Source organism: Paenibacillus sp. EPM92, assembly GCF_016586185.1.
In the GTDB taxonomy this organism is placed as follows: Bacteria; Bacillota; Bacilli; order Paenibacillales; family NBRC-103111; genus Paenibacillus_G; species Paenibacillus_G validus.
Map to the genome: position 1 here is coordinate 1 of NZ_BCPS01000081.1, position 17,803 is coordinate 17,803.

The 17,803-nt window shown below is 55.1% G+C and carries 17 protein-coding genes, 1 pseudogene and 1 riboswitch; of the genes and pseudogenes, 1 reads left to right on the top strand and 17 read right to left on the bottom strand.

Annotated elements, in window-relative coordinates; all coding sequences use genetic code 11:
• The 16 genes and pseudogenes from JMF85_RS19920 to JMF85_RS19995 form a co-directional block, all read right to left on the bottom strand.
• A partial coding sequence (locus JMF85_RS19920; protein WP_305781549.1) for a nucleoside recognition domain-containing protein occupies positions 1-387 on the bottom strand: 387 nt, incomplete at its 3' end.
• A 53-nt stretch (positions 388-440) separates the two neighbouring features.
• The gene (locus tag JMF85_RS19925; RefSeq protein WP_372812969.1) at positions 441-1,616 is read right to left on the bottom strand and encodes a D-alanyl-D-alanine carboxypeptidase family protein; all 1,176 of its coding nucleotides are present in this window, start codon (positions 1,614-1,616) and stop codon (positions 441-443) included.
• A 192-nt stretch (positions 1,617-1,808) separates the two neighbouring features.
• A complete protein-coding gene (locus JMF85_RS19930) occupies positions 1,809-2,495 on the bottom strand; it encodes an SOS response-associated peptidase (protein WP_054798541.1) in 687 nt (228 codons plus the stop codon).
• Between the two features lie 200 nt (positions 2,496-2,695).
• Entirely contained in the window at positions 2,696-3,187 is a 492-nt protein-coding gene (ytfJ, locus tag JMF85_RS19935) for a GerW family sporulation protein (protein WP_127607931.1), read from the bottom strand.
• 108 nt (positions 3,188-3,295) lie between these two features.
• Positions 3,296-3,973: a DUF2953 domain-containing protein gene (locus JMF85_RS19940; protein ID WP_164751816.1), complete on the bottom strand. Its 678-nt coding sequence runs from the start codon at positions 3,971-3,973 to the stop codon at positions 3,296-3,298.
• 121 nt (positions 3,974-4,094) lie between these two features.
• A complete protein-coding gene (gene scpB, locus JMF85_RS19945) occupies positions 4,095-4,712 on the bottom strand; it encodes an SMC-Scp complex subunit ScpB (protein ID WP_054798543.1) in 618 nt (205 codons plus the stop codon).
• A complete protein-coding gene (locus tag JMF85_RS19950) occupies positions 4,681-5,466 on the bottom strand; it encodes a segregation and condensation protein A (protein ID WP_201318788.1) in 786 nt (261 codons plus the stop codon). The genes scpB and JMF85_RS19950 overlap by 32 nt, the downstream gene beginning before the upstream one ends.
• Before the next feature lie 82 nt (positions 5,467-5,548).
• The gene (gene ribH / locus JMF85_RS19955) at positions 5,549-6,016 is read right to left on the bottom strand and encodes a 6,7-dimethyl-8-ribityllumazine synthase (protein ID WP_054798535.1); all 468 of its coding nucleotides are present in this window, start codon (positions 6,014-6,016) and stop codon (positions 5,549-5,551) included.
• A 59-nt stretch (positions 6,017-6,075) separates the two neighbouring features.
• A complete protein-coding gene (locus JMF85_RS19960) occupies positions 6,076-7,293 on the bottom strand; it encodes a bifunctional 3,4-dihydroxy-2-butanone-4-phosphate synthase/GTP cyclohydrolase II (RefSeq protein WP_127607928.1) in 1,218 nt (405 codons plus the stop codon).
• A 26-nt stretch (positions 7,294-7,319) separates the two neighbouring features.
• On the bottom strand, positions 7,320-7,988 hold the full coding sequence (gene ribE / locus JMF85_RS19965) for a riboflavin synthase (protein WP_127607927.1): 669 nt from the start codon (positions 7,986-7,988) through the stop codon (positions 7,320-7,322).
• A 4-nt stretch (positions 7,989-7,992) separates the two neighbouring features.
• Positions 7,993-9,111 carry a bifunctional diaminohydroxyphosphoribosylaminopyrimidine deaminase/5-amino-6-(5-phosphoribosylamino)uracil reductase RibD gene (gene ribD, locus JMF85_RS19970; protein ID WP_201318789.1) on the bottom strand — a complete coding sequence of 373 codons (1,119 nt, stop codon included), beginning with the start codon at positions 9,109-9,111 and terminating at the stop codon, positions 7,993-7,995.
• A 365-nt stretch (positions 9,112-9,476) separates the two neighbouring features.
• Positions 9,477-9,633: riboswitch (FMN riboswitch) on the bottom strand.
• 73 nt (positions 9,634-9,706) lie between these two features.
• Positions 9,707-10,138 (bottom strand): peptidylprolyl isomerase, encoded by a 432-nt coding sequence (locus JMF85_RS19975; protein ID WP_054795164.1) that lies wholly within the window; start codon positions 10,136-10,138, stop codon positions 9,707-9,709.
• 327 nt (positions 10,139-10,465) lie between these two features.
• A complete protein-coding gene (gene lysA, locus JMF85_RS19980) occupies positions 10,466-11,797 on the bottom strand; it encodes a diaminopimelate decarboxylase (protein WP_054795165.1) in 1,332 nt (443 codons plus the stop codon).
• A 167-nt stretch (positions 11,798-11,964) separates the two neighbouring features.
• Positions 11,965-13,764, bottom strand: coding sequence for a spore germination protein (locus tag JMF85_RS19985; protein WP_201318790.1), 1,800 nt, complete (start codon positions 13,762-13,764; stop codon positions 11,965-11,967).
• 63 nt (positions 13,765-13,827) lie between these two features.
• A complete protein-coding gene (locus JMF85_RS19990) occupies positions 13,828-14,253 on the bottom strand; it encodes a stage V sporulation protein AB (protein ID WP_201318791.1) in 426 nt (141 codons plus the stop codon).
• A pseudogene (locus JMF85_RS19995) lies at positions 14,250-14,905 on the bottom strand (stage V sporulation protein AA). The gene JMF85_RS19990 and the pseudogene JMF85_RS19995 overlap by 4 nt, the downstream one beginning before the upstream one ends.
• Before the next feature lie 183 nt (positions 14,906-15,088).
• Here JMF85_RS19995 and JMF85_RS20000 point away from each other — a divergent pair.
• Positions 15,089-15,301, top strand: a complete 213-nt coding sequence (locus tag JMF85_RS20000) for a DUF378 domain-containing protein (RefSeq protein WP_054795166.1) — start codon at positions 15,089-15,091, stop codon at positions 15,299-15,301.
• A gap of 427 nt (positions 15,302-15,728) precedes the next feature.
• Here JMF85_RS20000 and JMF85_RS20005 read toward each other — a convergent pair whose 3' ends face one another.
• On the bottom strand, positions 15,729-17,687 hold the full coding sequence (locus JMF85_RS20005) for a sigma-54-dependent Fis family transcriptional regulator (RefSeq protein ID WP_201318792.1): 1,959 nt from the start codon (positions 17,685-17,687) through the stop codon (positions 15,729-15,731).
• Positions 17,688-17,803 lie beyond the last annotated feature (116 nt).

A 17,803-nucleotide genomic window follows, 5' to 3' on the forward strand; every position in this document is an offset into this window, starting at 1 on the left:
ACTTGCGATTTCCTTGTGCGGATTCAGCTTCTGCAGCTCCTGCATCGCTTTGATGCCCATCGGCGTAGCCGCATTCCCGAGTCCGAAAATGTTCGCGCTCATGTTCGACATGATGTATCCGAGCGCCGGATGATCCTTCGGGACACCGGGAAACAGCATGCGGACGACGGGGCTGAGCAGTCTGGCCATCGTTCGCAGCAGGCCTGCATCCTCGGCGATCCGCATCATCCCGAGCCAGAACACCATGATGCTGATCAGGCCGAAACAAACGGTGACGCCGCTTTTCGCGCCTTCAAAAACGGCCTCGGTCACCAAATCGATTCTTCCCTGAAATGCGGCGACGATGAATCCGGCAACGATAAAGAACAACCAAATAAAGTTGACCATAACTAGGCATGCCCCTTCCCTCCCATGATCGGACTGGAACCCTTGTCGTACGATTAATCGGTTTGTCCTGTGAACATCACCCGGGTGAATGCGCTTAAAATGTATAACCATCTATCCGAAAGCCGCCAACCGTCCGCATCCGACTCGGAGAATGCGAACGTTGACCGGTCCGTTGCGGAAAGCCGGGGACTATCCTTGGCTACAAGCGGTACGTTACCGATGGCTCTGCCGTTCAACGTAAACTCGATCCGTCCCTTCAAGCCCAGCTTGTAATCAGTGGAAGTGACGTCGTTCAATATCAGCTTGCGCTCGAATTTTCCGTTCTCCGCCTGCTCGGCCGGATATCGGAAAGGTGCCCCAGCCACGAATTCCGTGCCTTCAACCGGCTCCGCTTTGCCGATCAGCGTCGTGAGCGGGTAGTGCTCGAAGCCGTAATCGAGCAGCTGCGTATGATCGATCCAGTCATTCGGATCGTTCAGCGTGACAACGGCTAATTGTTGCCCGCCCCGCGTCGCGGAAGAGACCAGGCAGCGCTTGGCCAGCTTCGTGTACCCGGTCTTCACGCCGTCCGCCCCGTCGTACAGCGACAGCATTTTATTTTTATTGACCCAAGAGTAATCCCAGGATTCATTCGGATTCGGCACTTTTTTGACTTTCGTTTTGACGATTTCCTGGAAGACCGGGTTTTTCAATGCATAAGCAGTCAGTTTGGCCATATCGCTCGCCGTAGAGTAATGGCCTTCTTCATCCAAGCCGGACGGGTTTTTGAAGCTGGAGCGCGTCATTCCGATCATTCTCGCCTTCTCATTCATCATATAGGCGAAGCCCTCGACGCTGCCCCCCACATGCTCCGCTATCGTGGTTGCGGCGTCGTTGCCGGAACGAAGCATAAGTCCGTACAGCAAGTCTTTCAAATTCATCTCTTCATTCAGCTTTAAATAAATCGAGGAGCCTTCTTTGCCGAAGGCGTTCTTGCTGACTTTCGCCAAATCCGTCAGCTTGCCGTTCTCGATGGCCACGATCGCCGTCATGATCTTCGTCAAGCTGGCGATACGCATCTGTTTGTCCCCTTTGACGCTGTACAGCAGCCTGCCTGAGGTGACGTCGATCAGCGCCGCGCCTTCCGCGCTGGTGCTTATTCCCGGAGCCGCCTGCGCGGTCGGAATACCGCCGAAGCCGGCGGCGACAAGCCATAAGGCCAACAACAGAAACCATAGTCTTCTCATCATGATCCTCCCACCAAAACGTTCCTGTATCACCGGCGGACGAATTGCCCCGACACAAACAAACGATCGAAGGACAAGTTCGGCCTACTTGTACATGTATATGCGAATCGGACCTGGTTATGTATGCATGCGGACGGTACACAAAAAACCGGCAAGGCGCAAATTCACCTTGACGGTCTTCGTTCTTGCAAGCTTTTAGGCTAATGGCCGGATGCAGTCCGGCTCGTCATAGGCAACGCGCCCGACTTCGGGCCGCACCTCGTAATAATCCATCCGCTCCGCCGGGAACGGTTCGAGCAGCGGCAGCAGCTCCGCCTGTTCGCGGACGCTGCGGTCGAGCCACACCTTCTCCCGCTCCCGGGTCAAAATGACCGGCATCCGTTCGTGGACTTCCGCAACTAATCCGTTGGCCGCAGTCGTCACAATCGTGCACGTATGCAGCTTGTCGCCGTCCTCCCCGACCCACGTATCGTAAAGCGCCGCCATCCCGAATAAGCCTCCGTCTTTCAGCACGAATCGCACCGGCTGTTTCCCCCCGCCGGTCTTCTTCCATTCGTAGAAGCCATCGGCAGGAATGAGGCAGCGCTTACGCGACAGCAGCGTTCGGAACGACGGCTTCTCCGCAACCGTTTCGGCTCTTGCGTTCATCATGCGCGCACCCGACTTGGCGTCTTGCGCCCATGAAGGTACAAGCCCCCAGCGGAGCTCCCCGAGACGGTTCGCCGCACGTTCGCCAAAGCCCGGTTCGCCGCCGAGAATCGCGGGGATCCACTGGCCGGGGGCGGCATTGTACCGCGGCTGGTATTTACCCGGTCTTCCATCCAGCAAAAAGCGCATCATCAGCTCATCCCACGAAACCGTAATCGTATACCGTCCGCACACGAGGCATAACTCCTTACTTATTGTTCCATTCGTCGCCTTTGCCGCAAAGCAAGCAAAAGCAGTCTACATCAACTATATTCCTTAGACCCGGAAAGAGCAATACCGCTTGATGGAACATGCAGCGGGGGTTATCCTTTTTCGAGCGGACAGCGGAATCGCATAAAGAAAGCTGCCCTGGACCGGGCAGCTTCTCGATAAAGTTAAACGATGAAATTTTGGTTCTCGATGTTGTTCGTTACGGATGTCGACTCTGTCTCCATAGTGGAGCCGGCTTTGCCGCCGTTTTTGATCATCGATTGAATGCGGTCGACCACTTGCGGCGCTGAATCGATAATTCGTTCCAGCAAGTGCGTTTGATTGTCGAGCGGCACGATCTTGACCCCTTGTTTGCCGACAACCAAAAATGCGATCGGGGTAATCGACACCCCGCCGCCGCTGCCTCCGCCGAACGGAAGCGCAACCGAAGCGTTCATCGCATCATGGCGGTTACCGCCGTTCCCATTCGCATGCTCTTCCGCCGTGACGAACTCGCTGCCCCCTGCCGCGAAGCCAAAACCGACTTTGCTGATCGGCATAATGATGCTGCCGTCCGGCGTTTCGACCGGGTCGCCTACAATCGTATTGACGTCGACCATTTCTTTAATATTTTCCATGGCCGTCTTCATTAACCCTTGAATCGGATGCTCTGCCAACGTGGAAACCTCCTGTCTGAAGTCGGATTAAAGAACAGTTTTAGCTTAACCGGAGTACCTCCAGACTATGTAGGGGAAACAGAATCCGAAGTCGCGTCGCTTCGTTATTCAGGACGTCGGCATCAGCACACGGCGCCAAGCTTGCAGGCCGCCTTCCGTCTTGCGGATGCGCATCAGGAGCTGAACGCCTCCGGAAAGCAAATGCCAGATCCGGATACGAATCGTACAATCCCCTTCGGTCAAGAACATCATTTGATTAAAAACCGGCGTCACCTGCAGCTGCGGCTGGGTTTCCAAACGAATGTACCGGCATACAAACCCGAGCAGCGACGACTTCACCCCCCAGAGCGTCCCGACCAGAAAGGCTGTCTCAGGCGCATCCCCAATGCCGACCGACGTTTTCCAATTCAGCTTCGTACAATGGACATGCCGAAGCATCCGGCTCAGCCACTCGTTGAAATCGAAACAATGCGTCAGCAGTATCCGTACATCCTCGAACATCTGCTTGATTTTATCCGCGTTGATCGTTTCTTTCCGATCGGCAATCAAGCGCCCTGCCCCGGCGTTGACTTGTTCGGATTTCACTTCCAGCCCGGCGCGAAGACCCTTGAAACGGAGGGTCGGCACTTCATAGCGAAAACGGACGAGACCTAGCAGCGCCCTGACTTCAACGGAAATCTCGTCGTTCTTATCCTGATGGGTGAAGGCGAGTCGAATGTTCACCCGGCTTCCCAAGAGGAGAAGCAGCACGAAGAGCAGTCCCGCGGCCATCCAAACCCAAACCATGCTAATCTCCTCCCGCACGGCAAAATTCTGGGGAAAACACAAAAAACTCCCGGTACCGGAAGCTTGCCGCTTCATTTCCTCAGGAGTTAGTATGGCTTTACCTTGGTAAAACATGCACGTTTCAGAAGTCGTTCGACTTCGAAGACACGTCTTCGAACGTCATTTGCTCCCCTTCCAGCTTCTCGAACAACAAGCGCGTTTCCTCTTCCAGGTTGTCGTCGTTCTCGAACAAACTCGTTTCCGGCAAATCGGTCAAACTGCCCAATCCAAAATAGTCGAGAAACGATTTGGTCGTCCCGTATAAAATCGGTCTTCCCGGCGCATCCGCCCGGTCCACCTCTTGAATCAAATCCTTGGCCACCAGCGTCTGCAGCGCCCGGTCCGCCTTCACGCCGCGGATTTCCTCGATCTCGATACGCGTAATCGGCTGCCGATACGCAACAATCGCGAGCGTCTCCAGAGCCGCTTGCGAAAGCGACGTTCGAGAAGGGGAATACGCCAAGCGTTCGAAGAACGGCGCATGCTCCGGCACCGTGGACAACTGATACGTCCCCGCCAGCTCCACGATTTGAATGCCCCGCCCTTGCCGCTTCAATTCGCTTTGCAGGTCCAGCACGAGGTCGGTGACAAAAGCGGCATCTTGCTCCAGCACTTCGGCCAGCTGCTTGGCGTCGAGCCCTTCGTCTCCCGCCACGAACAGCAAACCCTCAATAACTGATTTCATCTGCCCAGAATCCATCTGCCGTTCCATCCTCCCGCACCTTTATCACGATATCGTCGAATAATTGATGTTGAAAACATACGATCTTCTTCACCTTCATCAGTTCCAGCAATGCCAGGAAGGTGACCACGATTGAATCCCTTGTCCGCTCCTGATCCAGGAGTTTGGAGAACAGAAGCTTCCCTCCGTGCTGCTCGAGCGCGCCAATGACCTGAAACATCCGATCCTTGACGGAAATTTCGTCTTTGCGGATTTTGGCAACCGCATTGCGGCTCTGCATCCGGCGCATCGCTTTGCGGAACGCCTGAACCAGATCGGAGACATGCAGACCTTTGACCGGATTATCCACAACGACGGGGACATAAGGCGTCAAGTCCTCGGGTTCGCGCGTATAAATCAAGCTGCGCTCCACTTCCTTGTCACGCAGATGATCGGCGATCGCTTTGTATTTGCGGTATTCGATCAGTTTGGCCACAAGCTCGGCACGCGGATCGTATTCTTCGTCCATCAAATAATCGTCGAAATCCAGATCAAGGACCGGAGGTTTCGGCAGCAGCATCTTGCTTTTGATCGAAAGCAGCGTCGCCGCCATCACCAAAAACTCGCTCGTGAATTCGAGCTCCAGCTCCGTCATGGCGTCCAGGTATTCCATGTATTGATCCGTAATGTCTTTAATCGGAATATCATAGATATCGACTTCCGCTTTATCGATCAAGTGAAGCAGCAAATCAAGGGGGCCTTCAAACGTTTCGAGCTTTACCGTGACCTTCATGTCGCTTGTTCCCCCTTGTTCCCCACTTCCCGCTAGTTTCTGCCCGCCCGCTGTAGATCTTAGCTGTATGGTTCGTTATTGTTTATTTAAACTGCTTAACCAGATTGGCCATCTCGATCGCTGTAACCGCGGCTTCCCAGCCTTTGTTGCCCGCCTTCGTGCCTGCCCGCTCGACCGCTTGCTCGATCGAATCGGTCGTCAGAACGCCGAACACCGTCGGCACGCCCGTTTTCAGCCCGACTGCAGCCACTCCTTTGGCCGCTTCGTTGCACACGTAGTCGAAATGCGGCGTTGATCCGCGGATGACCGCCCCCAGCGTAATGACTGCGTCGTAACGGCCGCTCTCTGCCATTTTCTGGGCGATCAATGAAATTTCAAAAGCGCCCGGCACCCAAGCCAGCTCGATCTCGTCTTCTTCCACGCCGTGACGTTTCAACGCATCCAGTGCGCCTCCGACCAGCTTGCTCGTAATAAATTCATTAAAACGGCCTGCTACGATCCCGTATTTCAGACCTTTCGACACTAAATGACCTTCGTATACTTTCGCCATAATCTCACAACTTCCTTCCGAATTCAATATTTTTTTTGATGCGGCCAAGCCCGCCATGCTTAATCTTGTGCAAAATTGAGCAAATGACCGAGCTTCGCTTGTTTCGTATGCAAATAGTGGGTGTTGTCTTCGTTCTCATCCATCTGAATCGGTATGCGTTCGATGACCTCCAGCCCGTAGCCTTCGAGTCCGCGAATTTTACGCGGATTGTTCGTGAGCAAACGGATTTTCCTGATGCCGAGATCCTTCAATATTTGCGCTCCAATGCCGTAGTCGCGCAGATCCGCGTCGAAGCCGAGCTTCAGGTTCGCATCGACCGTATCGAATCCCTCTTCCTGCAGCTTATACGCCTTCAGCTTGTTGATCAAGCCGATGCCGCGGCCTTCCTGACGCATATAGAGCAGCACGCCGGAGCCCGCTTCATCGATCTGCTTCAGCGCCGCGGCGAGCTGCGGACCGCAATCGCAGCGGTGCGAATGAAACACGTCGCCGGTCAAGCATTCCGAGTGAACGCGCACCAGCGTCGGCGTGTCGGTGTCGATGTTCCCTTTGACAAGCGCCACATGCTCCTTCTGGTCGACGACATTCGAATACGCAATGGCCGTGAAGCTGCCGAAGTCGGTCGGCATCCGCACTTCCACTTCGCGGTTAATGAGTTTTTCTTTATAATTGCGGTATTTGATCATATCTTGAATCGTGATAATTTTCAAATCATGCTTTTGCGCGATTTCCATCAGGTCCGGCACACGCGCCATTTCCCCGTCTTCCTTAATGACCTCGCAGATGACGGCAGCCGGATACGCGCCGCACATCCGGGCTAAATCGACGGCCGCTTCCGTATGGCCCGCTCTGCGGAGCACGCCGCCCTTTTTCGCGATCAACGGAAAAATGTGGCCCGGCCGGCGGAATTGATGCGCCCTCGTCTTCGGATCAATCAACGCCTGAACCGTGCGGGAGCGCTCCGAAGCCGAGATGCCGGTCGTCGTTTCCGCATGATCGACGGAAACCGTGAAGGCCGTGCCGTGATAATCGGTGTTGCGCACGACCATCGGCGGTAAATCGAGCTCCTGAGCCCGCTCCTCGGTAATCGGTACGCATACGAGTCCGCGCCCTTCCTTGATCATGAAATTGATGATCTCCGGCGTCGCTTTCTCCGCCAAGGCAATGAAGTCGCCTTCGTTCTCCCGGTCCTCGTCATCAACGGCGATGATCACTTTGCCCAGCATCAGGTCGTAAATCGCCTCTTCGATCGAATGAAATTGAATCGGTGCCGTCATGTTCTCTCGCCTCCCACTAGTTTGGGTTACATAAACCCGTGCTCCGTCAAAAATGAAGCTGTCAGCCGGCTCTGCGGCTTGCCTTGTCCTTCCGGACCCGCGCCGCGGAAGCCCAGCAATCGCTCGATATATTTACCCAGCACATCGGCCTCGAGGTTTACTTCGTCTCCGGCCTTCTTGTGCTCCAGTATCGTCTCTGCCAGCGTATGCGGAATGATCGAAACGGTAAAATGCGCTTCCCCCGACTCGACGACCGTTAAGCTGATGCCGTCGATCGTAATCGAGCCGTGCGGAATGACGTATTTCATCATCCCCGCATCTCTCGGCTCCACCCGGAACACGACGGCGTTCTCTTCCGGCGTTCGACTCGTGATGATGCCCGTCGAGTCGACATGACCTTGTACGATATGACCGCCGAAGCGGCCGTTCGCCGCCATCGCCCGCTCCAGATTCACCCGAGCGCCGGTTTGCAGCCGTTCCAGGTTCGTTCGGCGGAAGGTCTCCGGCATCACATCGACGGTAAAACTTGACTCGTCGTAAGCGACGACGGTTAAGCACACGCCGTTCACCGCAATGCTGTCCCCCAGCTTCACGTCTTCCAGTATACGTTTCGCGCCGATGGTGAGCACCATGGCTTGGCCTTGTTTGGCGATGCGGCGCATCGTGCCGATTTCTTCGATAATGCCCGTAAACATCTTGTCATTCCTCGCTTTCGTACCGCGGATAACCGGACAAGCACACGTCCTCGCCGCAGCGTTCCACCTGAAGCCGTTCGAGCTTGATCGCCCGGCTCATCGTCTCGAAGCCGGGAAAATCGAAGTTGCCGGGTGCCAATGCTCCGCCGCCGATGATTTTCGGCGCCAGGAACAGCACCAGCTTATCGACGAGCCCGGCCGCCAGCAGGGCTCCGCTCAGCTTGCCGCCGCCTTCGACGAGCAGCGAGCCGATCTCGAGCTCGCCGAGCCGCCTCATGGCGGCGTTCAGGTCGACGGCCGGCCCCGGGCCGCAGTCGACCATGCGCACGCCGCGCGCTTCGAGAGCGCGGCGGCGTTCCTGCGGCGCCCGCTCCGTCGTCAGCACGACGACGGGCGCCGCCCCGTCCCGCACGAGCCGGGCGTCGGGCGGCAGCCTCAGCGTCGAGTCGGCGACGACGCGAATCGGGTTCAGACCCGGCACCTCGAGCCGGGTCGTCAGGGCGGGGTCATCGGCCAGCACGGTGCCGATGCCGACCAGGATCGCCTGGTGACGGTGGCGCAGCAGGTGGCCCTGGGCACGCGAAGCGTCGCCCGTAATCCACTTGCTGTCGCCCGTCTTCGCGGCGACTTTGCCGTCCAGCGTGCTGGCGCTCTTGACGGTTACGAAGGGCCGGCCCGTCGCGATGTATTTGTTGAACGCCTCGTTCAACGCCCGCGCCTCTGCGGCAAGCACGCCGGTCGTCACCTCGATGCCGTGCGCAGCCAAGCGCGCAAGCCCCGAGCCCGCGACGAGCGGGTTATCGTCGGTCGCGGCGACCACGACGCGCTTCACCTTATCGCGGATGAGCCGGTCGCTGCAGGGCGGCGTCTTGCCGTGATGGCTGCACGGCTCCAGCGTCACGTATGCGGTCGCGCCCTCGGCTTCCGCCCCGGCCATGTTAAGCGCGTGCACCTCGGCGTGGGCTTCGCCCCGTTTCAGATGGGCGCCCATGCCGACGATGCGTCCGTCTTTGACGAGCACGCAGCCGACGACCGGATTAATGCCGGTCTGGCCGGAAGCGGCCCCCGCCAGCTGCAGCGCCAGCCGCATATAGTATTCGTCATTCAATAGCGCGGCCGTCATCGCAGATCTCCTTTCCTGACTTGCAAAGGCCGAACATGCAAAAAAGCCTCTTTTTGCATGGCAAAATGGCAAAAAGGGGCTTGTGAGAAGCGGATTGCTAAGTTTGGACACGGGAACTTGATTCGGATATCCACCCTGCGACTTCAAACCGCCGCAATGAGGTTATACGCTACAGCCTGCGTTTCAGCCGGATGTGCAAATGCAACGAAGCGCGCCGCGTACGCGAACAAGGCCAAGTTTATCGCAGGCCGAATGCGGCGTACGTACAAGGTCTGAAACGCTCTCGCATCCATCGTGAATAAATGTTCGCATCCCGCGCTTGTGAAAGAAAGCGCATGGCAAACGCAGCATCGAATGATTCCCGCTATCCCCTTCTCCCATCCAGACTATACTGTCGGTCTCGGAATTACACCGAGTCCACCGGCTCTTCAGACGAAGAACACGGGTCACGGACTGAGGCAGCGGCCGAAGCCGCCGCACATCACCGCCGGTAGGGAATTTCACCCTGCCCCGAAGGTTCAGCTATGCAGTTTTAGTTTTAAGTGTCAGTATAACCGTTGAAGCAGGATTTGTCTAGACTTGGTTGGACAAGAGCCTATATCTCGACAACTTGGACGCTTTCCATTTTCTCGCGGCCTTTAAAGCTGTCCACATGCTCCATACCGGAAACCACTTTACCGAAGACGGTATGCTGGCCGTCCAAATGCGGCTGCGGCTGGTAGCAAATGTAGAACTGGCTGCCTCCGGTGTTGCGTCCCGCATGCGCCATTGCGAGCGTTCCGCGCTCATGTTTGTTCGGGTTAATCTCACAATTGATGGTGTAACCAGGGCCGCCGGTGCCTGTTCCGTTCGGGCAACCGCCTTGCGCGACGAAGCCGGGGATCACGCGGTGAAACACCGTGCCGTTATAAAAGCCGGAATTGGCCAGTTTCTCAAAGTTAGCTACCGTATTCGGGGCGTCCTTGTCGAAAAGATCGAGTACTATTTCGTTACCATCGGTTAATTTAATGATTGCTTGTTTAGCCATGAGAAGTTCGCTCCTTTGTTTGCTGTATCGTTTCATGCCGAATGATCGATACCCGCCTACACCGCGCGGGCACGAGTCTCCACTATTTTACTACATCGACATGCGAAAGGAAAATGTCTGCATATAATCTGCATATAAATCGAGGATGCCTATTCGAGCTTTCCCGGATATCGCCGGCATCAAACGATAATTCGACAAAAAAACTACCGGAGTTCCACCGTTTGCTTCGAGCCGTCCTAAAACCGGCAAATGACGCGCCGACGCTCGTCGATAGCTGTTCACTGCATCGCAAAAAGCCGCTCGGCCGCAACGCCGAACGGCCCCTTCTTATCTTGTCTTCGTGACCGGCTTCATGCGGGACGGCACGACGTCGTTCTGAATCAGATGGTCGTACGATTCGCGCTCCACGACAACGTCCGCTTGACCGTCCTTCACGAACACGACCGCCGGACGGCGGATGCGGTTGTAATTGCTGGCCATCGCGTAGTTGTAGGCGCCCGTGCAGGCAACGGCCAGCAAGTCGCCGGTGCGCACTTGCGGCAAGCGGACGTCCCAGATGAGCATATCGCCGCTTTCGCAGCATTTGCCCGCGATCGATACGACTTCCTCGCTCGCTTCATTCCCGCGGTTGGCGAGCATCGCTTCGTATTCCGCCTGATACAACGCCGGACGAGGATTGTCCGTCATACCGCCGTCTACGGCCACATATTTGCGCACGCCCGGAATGTCCTTGTACGTGCCCACTGTGTACAGCGTAGTCCCCGCATCGCCAACGATGCTCCGGCCCGGCTCCGTCCAAATTTCCGGCAGCGGATAGCCGTGCTTGCCGAACTCGTCGCGTACCGTTTCGGTGATCGCCCGCACGTACTCCGCCACCGGCAGGGGCGTATCGCCTTCCATGTAGCGAATGCCGAAGCCGCCGCCCAAATTGAGCACGCTGAAAACAACACCCAGCTCGTCGCGCATTTGGACGGCGAAGCCGGTCATTTTCTCCACGGCCAGCTTGAAGCCCCCGACCTCGAAAATTTGCGAACCGATATGCGAATGAACGCCCAGCAGCTCGACGTTCGGCAATGCGGCCGCTTCCTTCACCGCCTGCTTGGCGGAACCGTTCTGCAAGTCGAAGCCGAATTTCGAATCTGTTTGACCGGTAGAAATGTACTCGTGCGTATGCGCGTCGACCCCCGGTGTGATGCGGAGCAAAATGTTCGCCTTATGACGCTTCTCGCCGGCAATCGCATTGAGCATATGCAGCTCGACGAAGTTATCGACGACAAAGCAGCCGATGCCCGCATCGATCGCCATCTCGATTTCATGCGGCGTCTTGTTGTTGCCGTGAAAATGTATACGATGAGCCGGGAAACCCGCTTGTAGCGCCGTATATAATTCGCCGTCCGAAACGACGTCCAAAGACATGCCCTCTTCTTCCACAATCCGGCACATGGCCATCACGCAGAACGCTTTGCTTGCGTAGGCCACTTGAAACGGCAGTCCCGAAGCCCGGAACGCCTCGACAAATTCGCGGCAGCGCTTGCGGATAAGCGTCTCGTCCATGACGTACAGCGGCGTACCGAACTTGCCGGCCAGGTCGACCGTATCGCAGCCTCCTATTTCGAGATGACCTTGTCCGTTAATCGTACTCGTGCCGTGTAAATACATCGCGTATGACTCCCTCTTTCCCCAGATAAACGGCTGCGCCGTCTTGCTTCCTACCTTTAAAGTATCATAATACGCTCTAAATAGACAACATGCAAAAAAAGCCCGCCGCGGGCTTCTGCCCGGGCGAGCCTGAATAACGCGTTTCATCCCTTCGAATGCGTCACACTTCAAGATTGCGGCTGCCGCGTGCCGTCCTTCGTTTTCGTCAGGCTCATCCTCGTTCTCATAGAGAGGAAAGGCCGGCGCACCATGATGTCGTACATCGCTTTGCCGTTAAACGGCAAGAACGGCCATAAATACGGCGTGTTGTAGGAACGCTGCATCGCGAGCATGGCGATCAGCAGGGTCGAAGCGATGACGAGCCCCGGCACCTTGAAGATGGCGGCGGAGACGAGCAGCACGAGACGAGCCAGCCGATTCGCAAGACTTAGCTCATAGCTCGGCGTCGCGAACGTCCCGACGGCCGCTACCGCCAGATACAAGATGACCTCGTTCACGAACAGCCCGGTTTTGACAGCGATGTCGCCGATCAGGATCGCGGCCACCAGCCCCATCGCCGTAGCCAGCGGCGTCGGCGTATGGACAGCGGCCATCCGCATCAGATCGATCCCGAGTTCGGCAATGAGAAACTGCAGGATCAACGGGATTTTTGCCGTTTCTTGCGGTCCGATGAAATCCAATCCGGCCGGCTTCAGCTGCGGCGAGGTGACGATCAGGAACCAGAGCGGAAGCAGGAACAAGGATGCGGCGATTCCCATGAAACGCACCCAGCGCAAGTAGGAGCCGACGAGCGGAGTCTGCCGGTATTCTTCCGCGTGCTGCACGTGATGGAAGAAGGTCGTCGGCAAGATCATAACCGACGGCGACGTATCCACGAAGACGACCATGTGCCCTTCCAGCATATGCGCGGCGACGACGTCCGGACGCTCGGAGTATCGCACCATCGGATACGGATTCCAGCCTTTGCCGATAATCGCTTCCTCCAGCTGTTTTTCCGCAAGCGGCAAGCCGTCCACATTCACGGATTTGATCTTGTCGCGAACCGACTCCACCAAATCCATATCGCATATATCCTGAATATATCCGATACAAACATCGGTTTGCGTCCGATTGCCGACTTGCGTAATCTCCAGCTTCAGACGCGGGTCGCGCAGCCTTCTCCGCACCAGCGTCACGTTCGTCAGCAGCGTCTCGACAAACCCGTCCCGCGACCCGCGTACGACGCGTTCCAGGTCCGGTTCCTCCGTGGAGCGGACCGGAAAGTTCTTCGCATCGACGAGCACCGCTTCGTTCTCCCCTTCGAAGAAAAACGCCGTGCCGCCCATCATGACATTGTCGACGGCTTCTTTCAGGTCCCGGGTCTTCTTGACCTGAATATGCGGAATTAGCGCATGATCGAACAGTTCGATGACGTTCAGTTTCTCCGGGCCGCCGCGCTCATCCTTCTGGGCATCCGTTTCCGGCGCATCGTCGCGGCGCGTGCTCCGTTTCTCGTACTTCCCCGCTTCGCCCTCCCGGTGAGATTCGCCGGCATAAGACAAACGCGTCAAAATGTCTGTTAACACCGTGTCCTTGGCGAAGCCGTTGTAGTAAAAAATGCCCGTCTTCTGGCCGCCGAATACCATCTCTCGAAACACCACGTCGAAGCTTTTGTTTAAGCCGACCCGCTCTTCGAGCTGCCGCTTCAAGCGGTCGAAATCTTGGGAGATGTTCGTATCCTCTTTCAGCTCGCGTTCTTCATCGGACATCTTGATTTCCGCCTCGTACCCGCCGTCCGTTCCGGACGAGCCCGGTTTTCCAGCAGATGGCCCCGATTCTTGTACATATCCGATGATGCTGCCTTCTTCATCGATCACCAGCTTCGGATCGCGCGCATCCGTTTTTTTGTCGTCCTGTTCCGGCCGATTCGAGCCGGTCGGGCTTCCCTTCATCAATCTCGCTCTTTTGAATCCCTTGTGACGAACCATAGCGGCTTCACCCTCCTGTTTCCACATGAATACGTTGCGGAACCGGCCTGTCGGCCGTTTCTTCTAATTCAGTACGCCGATCCAATCGATGATCGAACCGAGCACTTTCCCGAAAATCATCGCCATCAGCAGCCATATCATATAGGCTTCCATCCCGATGCGTTTTGCCAAAATCGGGAGCACATTAATGACTTCCGTCAAAGCGGCGGCCAGCATACCGACGAAACAACCGGCGAACAAGCCGAAGAAGGCTGCGGCCATCGGGAACAACCCATAGGTCCATTCGAAGAAATCCGTGAATGTAAAAAACAAGGAACCGATCACAACCGCTCCTTCATATCGCCTCATATGCCGATAGGAACGCGTAATTTGGGCCAGTCGCGGAATGATGTCGAGCACAACGAGAAACGCGACCATCCCGCTTCCGACGGCAAGTCCCCCGGCTAAGCCGATGAAAGCAAGTACAAGCCCCCCTGCCCATTCGGTCATGGCTTATCCGCCTTGGATACGTCATCCTTCGCCTCACGATTCAGCTTGGCGTATTCTTCCGTGATGATGTATTGGTTGACGTTCTCCTGATACATGAACATCTCTACTTCAAGCGGACTCGGTTCTTCGTTGAATTTTTTTTGAACAAATGATTAAAAAACACGATCATCCCGATCCCGATCCCAATGGAATATGGAATTTGCAGCAGCAGCGGGTGAACGTTCTCTTTGCCCGTCAGCAGCTTGTAAATATGGCGGTGAACTTCCGCCATGCTGACGTCCGCATGAAAATTCATAATCGCCAACCCCGATCCGATGAACAGCAGCAGCCATACCAAAATAATAAGCAGCATGCTTGGAGCTTTCGTTTTGTCGCGCACCTCCACTAACGTATGAGGCTCGCCGAAATGCTCGACTTGCATCCAGGGATATAACTCCTTCACTTTCCTGACGATCAGCATCATATCGATCAGCACAAGGCTTCCGTCGTACTCTTTCGGTCGATACAGTTCCAATTTCAGCAGCTGTTGTTCGTATTCGGGAGGCGCCAACAGCTGAGCGACCTGCCCGAGCAGAACCGACTGCTCCCTGCTGATGCGCAGCGATCGGCGCAGCCGGATATAGAGAGATGGCGGAGAAGTACGCTGTAGCATCGCATTTGGACCTCCCTTGGACCATATACGGATAGTATGAATAGGAAATCCTTCCGGTAATCACCTCTCCGATTGGAAAAAAATCCCCCGTCTCTTGATGTATACCTAGCCGGATTCCTAGGAAAAGTAAGATCAGGAGCTAGCTACAGCACACACATGACTTCACTAAGGATGGTGTTGAATATGACAAAAACGGCACTGACACTCGTCATTATCGGAGCGTTGAACTGGCTGTTGGTAGGATTATTCGAATGGGATCTGGTAACGGCCCTGCTGGGGGGAGACGTTCATCGCGAGTCTTCCGGCTTGAGCCGAATCGTGTATACGCTTGTCGGATTGTCGGGGTTGTACTGCATCGGACTGCTGTTCCGCGACGACATTCGATCCCGAGCATAGAAAGTCGAGGTTTCTTTGAAGAACGTCCATACCGGGCGAATAAACGAAGAAGGACCTGACGGTTTTCCGCCAGGTCCTTCATTGTGCAAACTAAGATAAGTCCGGGCAAGTATGGCACCCTGCAAGATACAGTTGGAATGATCTTCGATACATGCTGAATTCCGGTCGCCTTGTATCGTTATTTCCGTCTTGGCATGTTCGGTTTGAAGCTAAATAATCCCATCACCGCCAGTCCAATCAGGTCGGAATGCGAACGGAAGTTTCAATACGCCCTTTGTTCCCGCCACTTCAAAGTTCATTTCGCATCGCCATTTCGGAGCTGCAGTCCACGGACGATTTGACTTCGCCAATCAAGCCGTCTCGAATCAGTTGTTTGGCTTTGACATGCTGGGGATGTAACTTACTTTGCTCATCGTCATAGGTTTTCTCACTGCGAGGAACCATGGTTCAGATCCCGACCGAGTTTTCGATAAATGGTGCTTCGGTGAATGCCTAGCTTTGCCGCTGTTTTCGATACGTTTCCATTGAACTCTTCAAGCGTTGAACGAATAAGCTCTATTTCCTGATTTCTCCCGATACGCCTTAAATTCGAAAAGCCTTGTTTACCTGAAGTCAGGTTCATCCTGCCTCCGATAACTTCCTCCGGTAAATGCGACACATGCACGACGCTGCCTGCAGATCGGGCAGCTATCCGGTAAGCTACATTTCGCAATTCGCGAACGTTGCCGGGCCATGGGTAATTCTCCAAAGCCCGCATCGCCTCCTCATCGACCTGAACCGGCAATTGCCCGATCTCCTGACAGGCCTTGTGCAGGAAATGTTTCAACAGCGTCGATATATCCCCCTCCCTTTCACGTAAAGGAGGCACCCGCAGCGACAAGACATGTAAACGATAGTACAGATCCCGGCGGAACTTGCCGCTCTCAACATCCGCATATAGATTTCGATTCGTGGCGGCAATAATTCGCACATTGACTTGAATCGGCTGCTTACCGCCCAAGCGGACAATTTCCCGCTCCTCTAAAACCCGCAGCAAAAGAGTCTGTAAATCGAGCGGCAATTCCCCTATCTCATCGAGAAAAATCGTGCCGCCGTCGGCTTGTTCGAATTTCCCCGCCCGCCCTTCTTTGGCTGCTCCGGTAAACGTACCGCTCTCATAACCAAAAAACTCGCTGGCGGCCAGCTCTTTAGGGATAGCGCCGCAATTCACAGCAACGAAGGGCCCTTCTGCCCGATAGCTCCCCCCATGGATGGACTGCGCCAATAATTCTTTGCCTGTTCCGCTTTCTCCTTCAATTAACACCGGAAAATCGCTTCTTGCAGCATTCTTCGCTTCCATTACGGCAGCAAGAAATTTAGGCGAAGAGCCGATGATGGAATGAAATGAATATTTGGTTGAAATGGCCTTGGCGGCACGCCCTTTATGGCTTGGCGGTACAGCCTGAACGATGGCTCCGATAGTTCGGCCTTGATGGATACAGGGACGAAGCGTAAAAAGCCAATTTCCGTCTTTTCCTTCGGCTTCCCAGCTCCATTCCGAAGCCAGCCTGTTTAAGGATTTGACCGGACTGCCCACCATACGATTGCCGGAGTCAATCCAACCGCACTCAACCATTTTGGGAGATGCTTTAATCACGTTCCCCCCTCGATCCAGAGCAACGATATACGTATTGCGGCTGTGAGATATCACATCCAGGCCGTATTCCATGACTTTAGCCCGTTCGGATTCCAGCTTGTGCCGCAACCGTTCTTCAACGACCCGCGAGGCTGCAACAACCGCAGAAAGCGTATGGGGATTGGCAAACTGCCACGGTCCTGTCAAATCGAGAATCGCAAGAATTTGCCGGGAGGCCGGATCGCGGATCGGCGCTGCGGAGCAAGTCCACCGATGCACATCGCTGCAGTAATGCTCGGCGGCAAATATTTGTACAGGGCTCTGACTTATGAGGGATACGCCGATAGCGCAAGTGCCCGCACTATCCTCCGCCCAAGACGATCCGATAACGAAATTCATTTTTTCAGCTTCATCTCTTAATTGCGCGTCCCCGTCAATTTTTACAATCGTTCCTTGCGGGTCGGTCAACACCACTAAATGTCCACAATCGTTCGCCAGTTCCTTTAATTCGCTCAATATGGGATCGATTTCGAAGATCAGCGGATCATTTAACAAATATTGTTGAATATGACCCTCAGATAAACGAATGGATGATTTGGATTGGAAAGGATGGAGACCCTTGGTATGGCACCGGCGCCATGAATCGATAACCAAAGGCCGAATATCCAGGTTCAAAGGCTCCTGGATCATAAAACTGTTCCATGCCGACTCCAGTTTCGATCTTGTGAAATCCGGAGAAGACCATGCATTTAAAGAAAGATGGGGATTCATGATACCAAACACCTCCAGAGCCATGGAATAAAGTTTCCTCAGATGGATGTCGTACAGCGGCGGGGGATTTTCAATCTATTATTGTAATCGCTTTCTTATTTACCTAAAAAATAACG

Bases quoted from the DNA above. Each gene is read 5' to 3' on its own strand.
- JMF85_RS19925 (WP_372812969.1), bottom strand. From the start codon at position 1,616: ATGATGAGAAGACTATGGTTTCTGTTGTTGGCCTTATGGCTTGTCGCC.
- JMF85_RS19985 (WP_201318790.1), bottom strand. From the start codon at position 13,764: ATGGTTCGTCACAAGGGATTCAAAAGAGCGAGATTGATGAAGGGAAGC.
- JMF85_RS19940 (WP_164751816.1), bottom strand. From the start codon at position 3,973: ATGGTTTGGGTTTGGATGGCCGCGGGACTGCTCTTCGTGCTGCTTCTC.
- scpB (WP_054798543.1), bottom strand. From the start codon at position 4,712: ATGGATTCTGGGCAGATGAAATCAGTTATTGAGGGTTTGCTGTTCGTG.
- lysA (WP_054795165.1), bottom strand. From the start codon at position 11,797: ATGTATTTACACGGCACGAGTACGATTAACGGACAAGGTCATCTCGAA.
- JMF85_RS19950 (WP_201318788.1), bottom strand. From the start codon at position 5,466: ATGAAGGTCACGGTAAAGCTCGAAACGTTTGAAGGCCCCCTTGATTTG.
- JMF85_RS20005 (WP_201318792.1), bottom strand. From the start codon at position 17,687: ATGAATCCCCATCTTTCTTTAAATGCATGGTCTTCTCCGGATTTCACA.
- ribH (WP_054798535.1), bottom strand. From the start codon at position 6,016: ATGGCGAAAGTATACGAAGGTCATTTAGTGTCGAAAGGTCTGAAATAC.
- ribD (WP_201318789.1), bottom strand. From the start codon at position 9,111: ATGACGGCCGCGCTATTGAATGACGAATACTATATGCGGCTGGCGCTG.
- JMF85_RS19975 (WP_054795164.1), bottom strand. From the start codon at position 10,138: ATGGCTAAACAAGCAATCATTAAATTAACCGATGGTAACGAAATAGTA.
- JMF85_RS19960 (WP_127607928.1), bottom strand. From the start codon at position 7,293: ATGACGGCACCGATTCAATTTCATTCGATCGAAGAGGCGATTTACGAC.
- ribE (WP_127607927.1), bottom strand. From the start codon at position 7,988: ATGTTTACGGGCATTATCGAAGAAATCGGCACGATGCGCCGCATCGCC.
- JMF85_RS20000 (WP_054795166.1), top strand. From the start codon at position 15,089: ATGACAAAAACGGCACTGACACTCGTCATTATCGGAGCGTTGAACTGG.
- JMF85_RS19990 (WP_201318791.1), bottom strand. From the start codon at position 14,253: ATGACCGAATGGGCAGGGGGGCTTGTACTTGCTTTCATCGGCTTAGCC.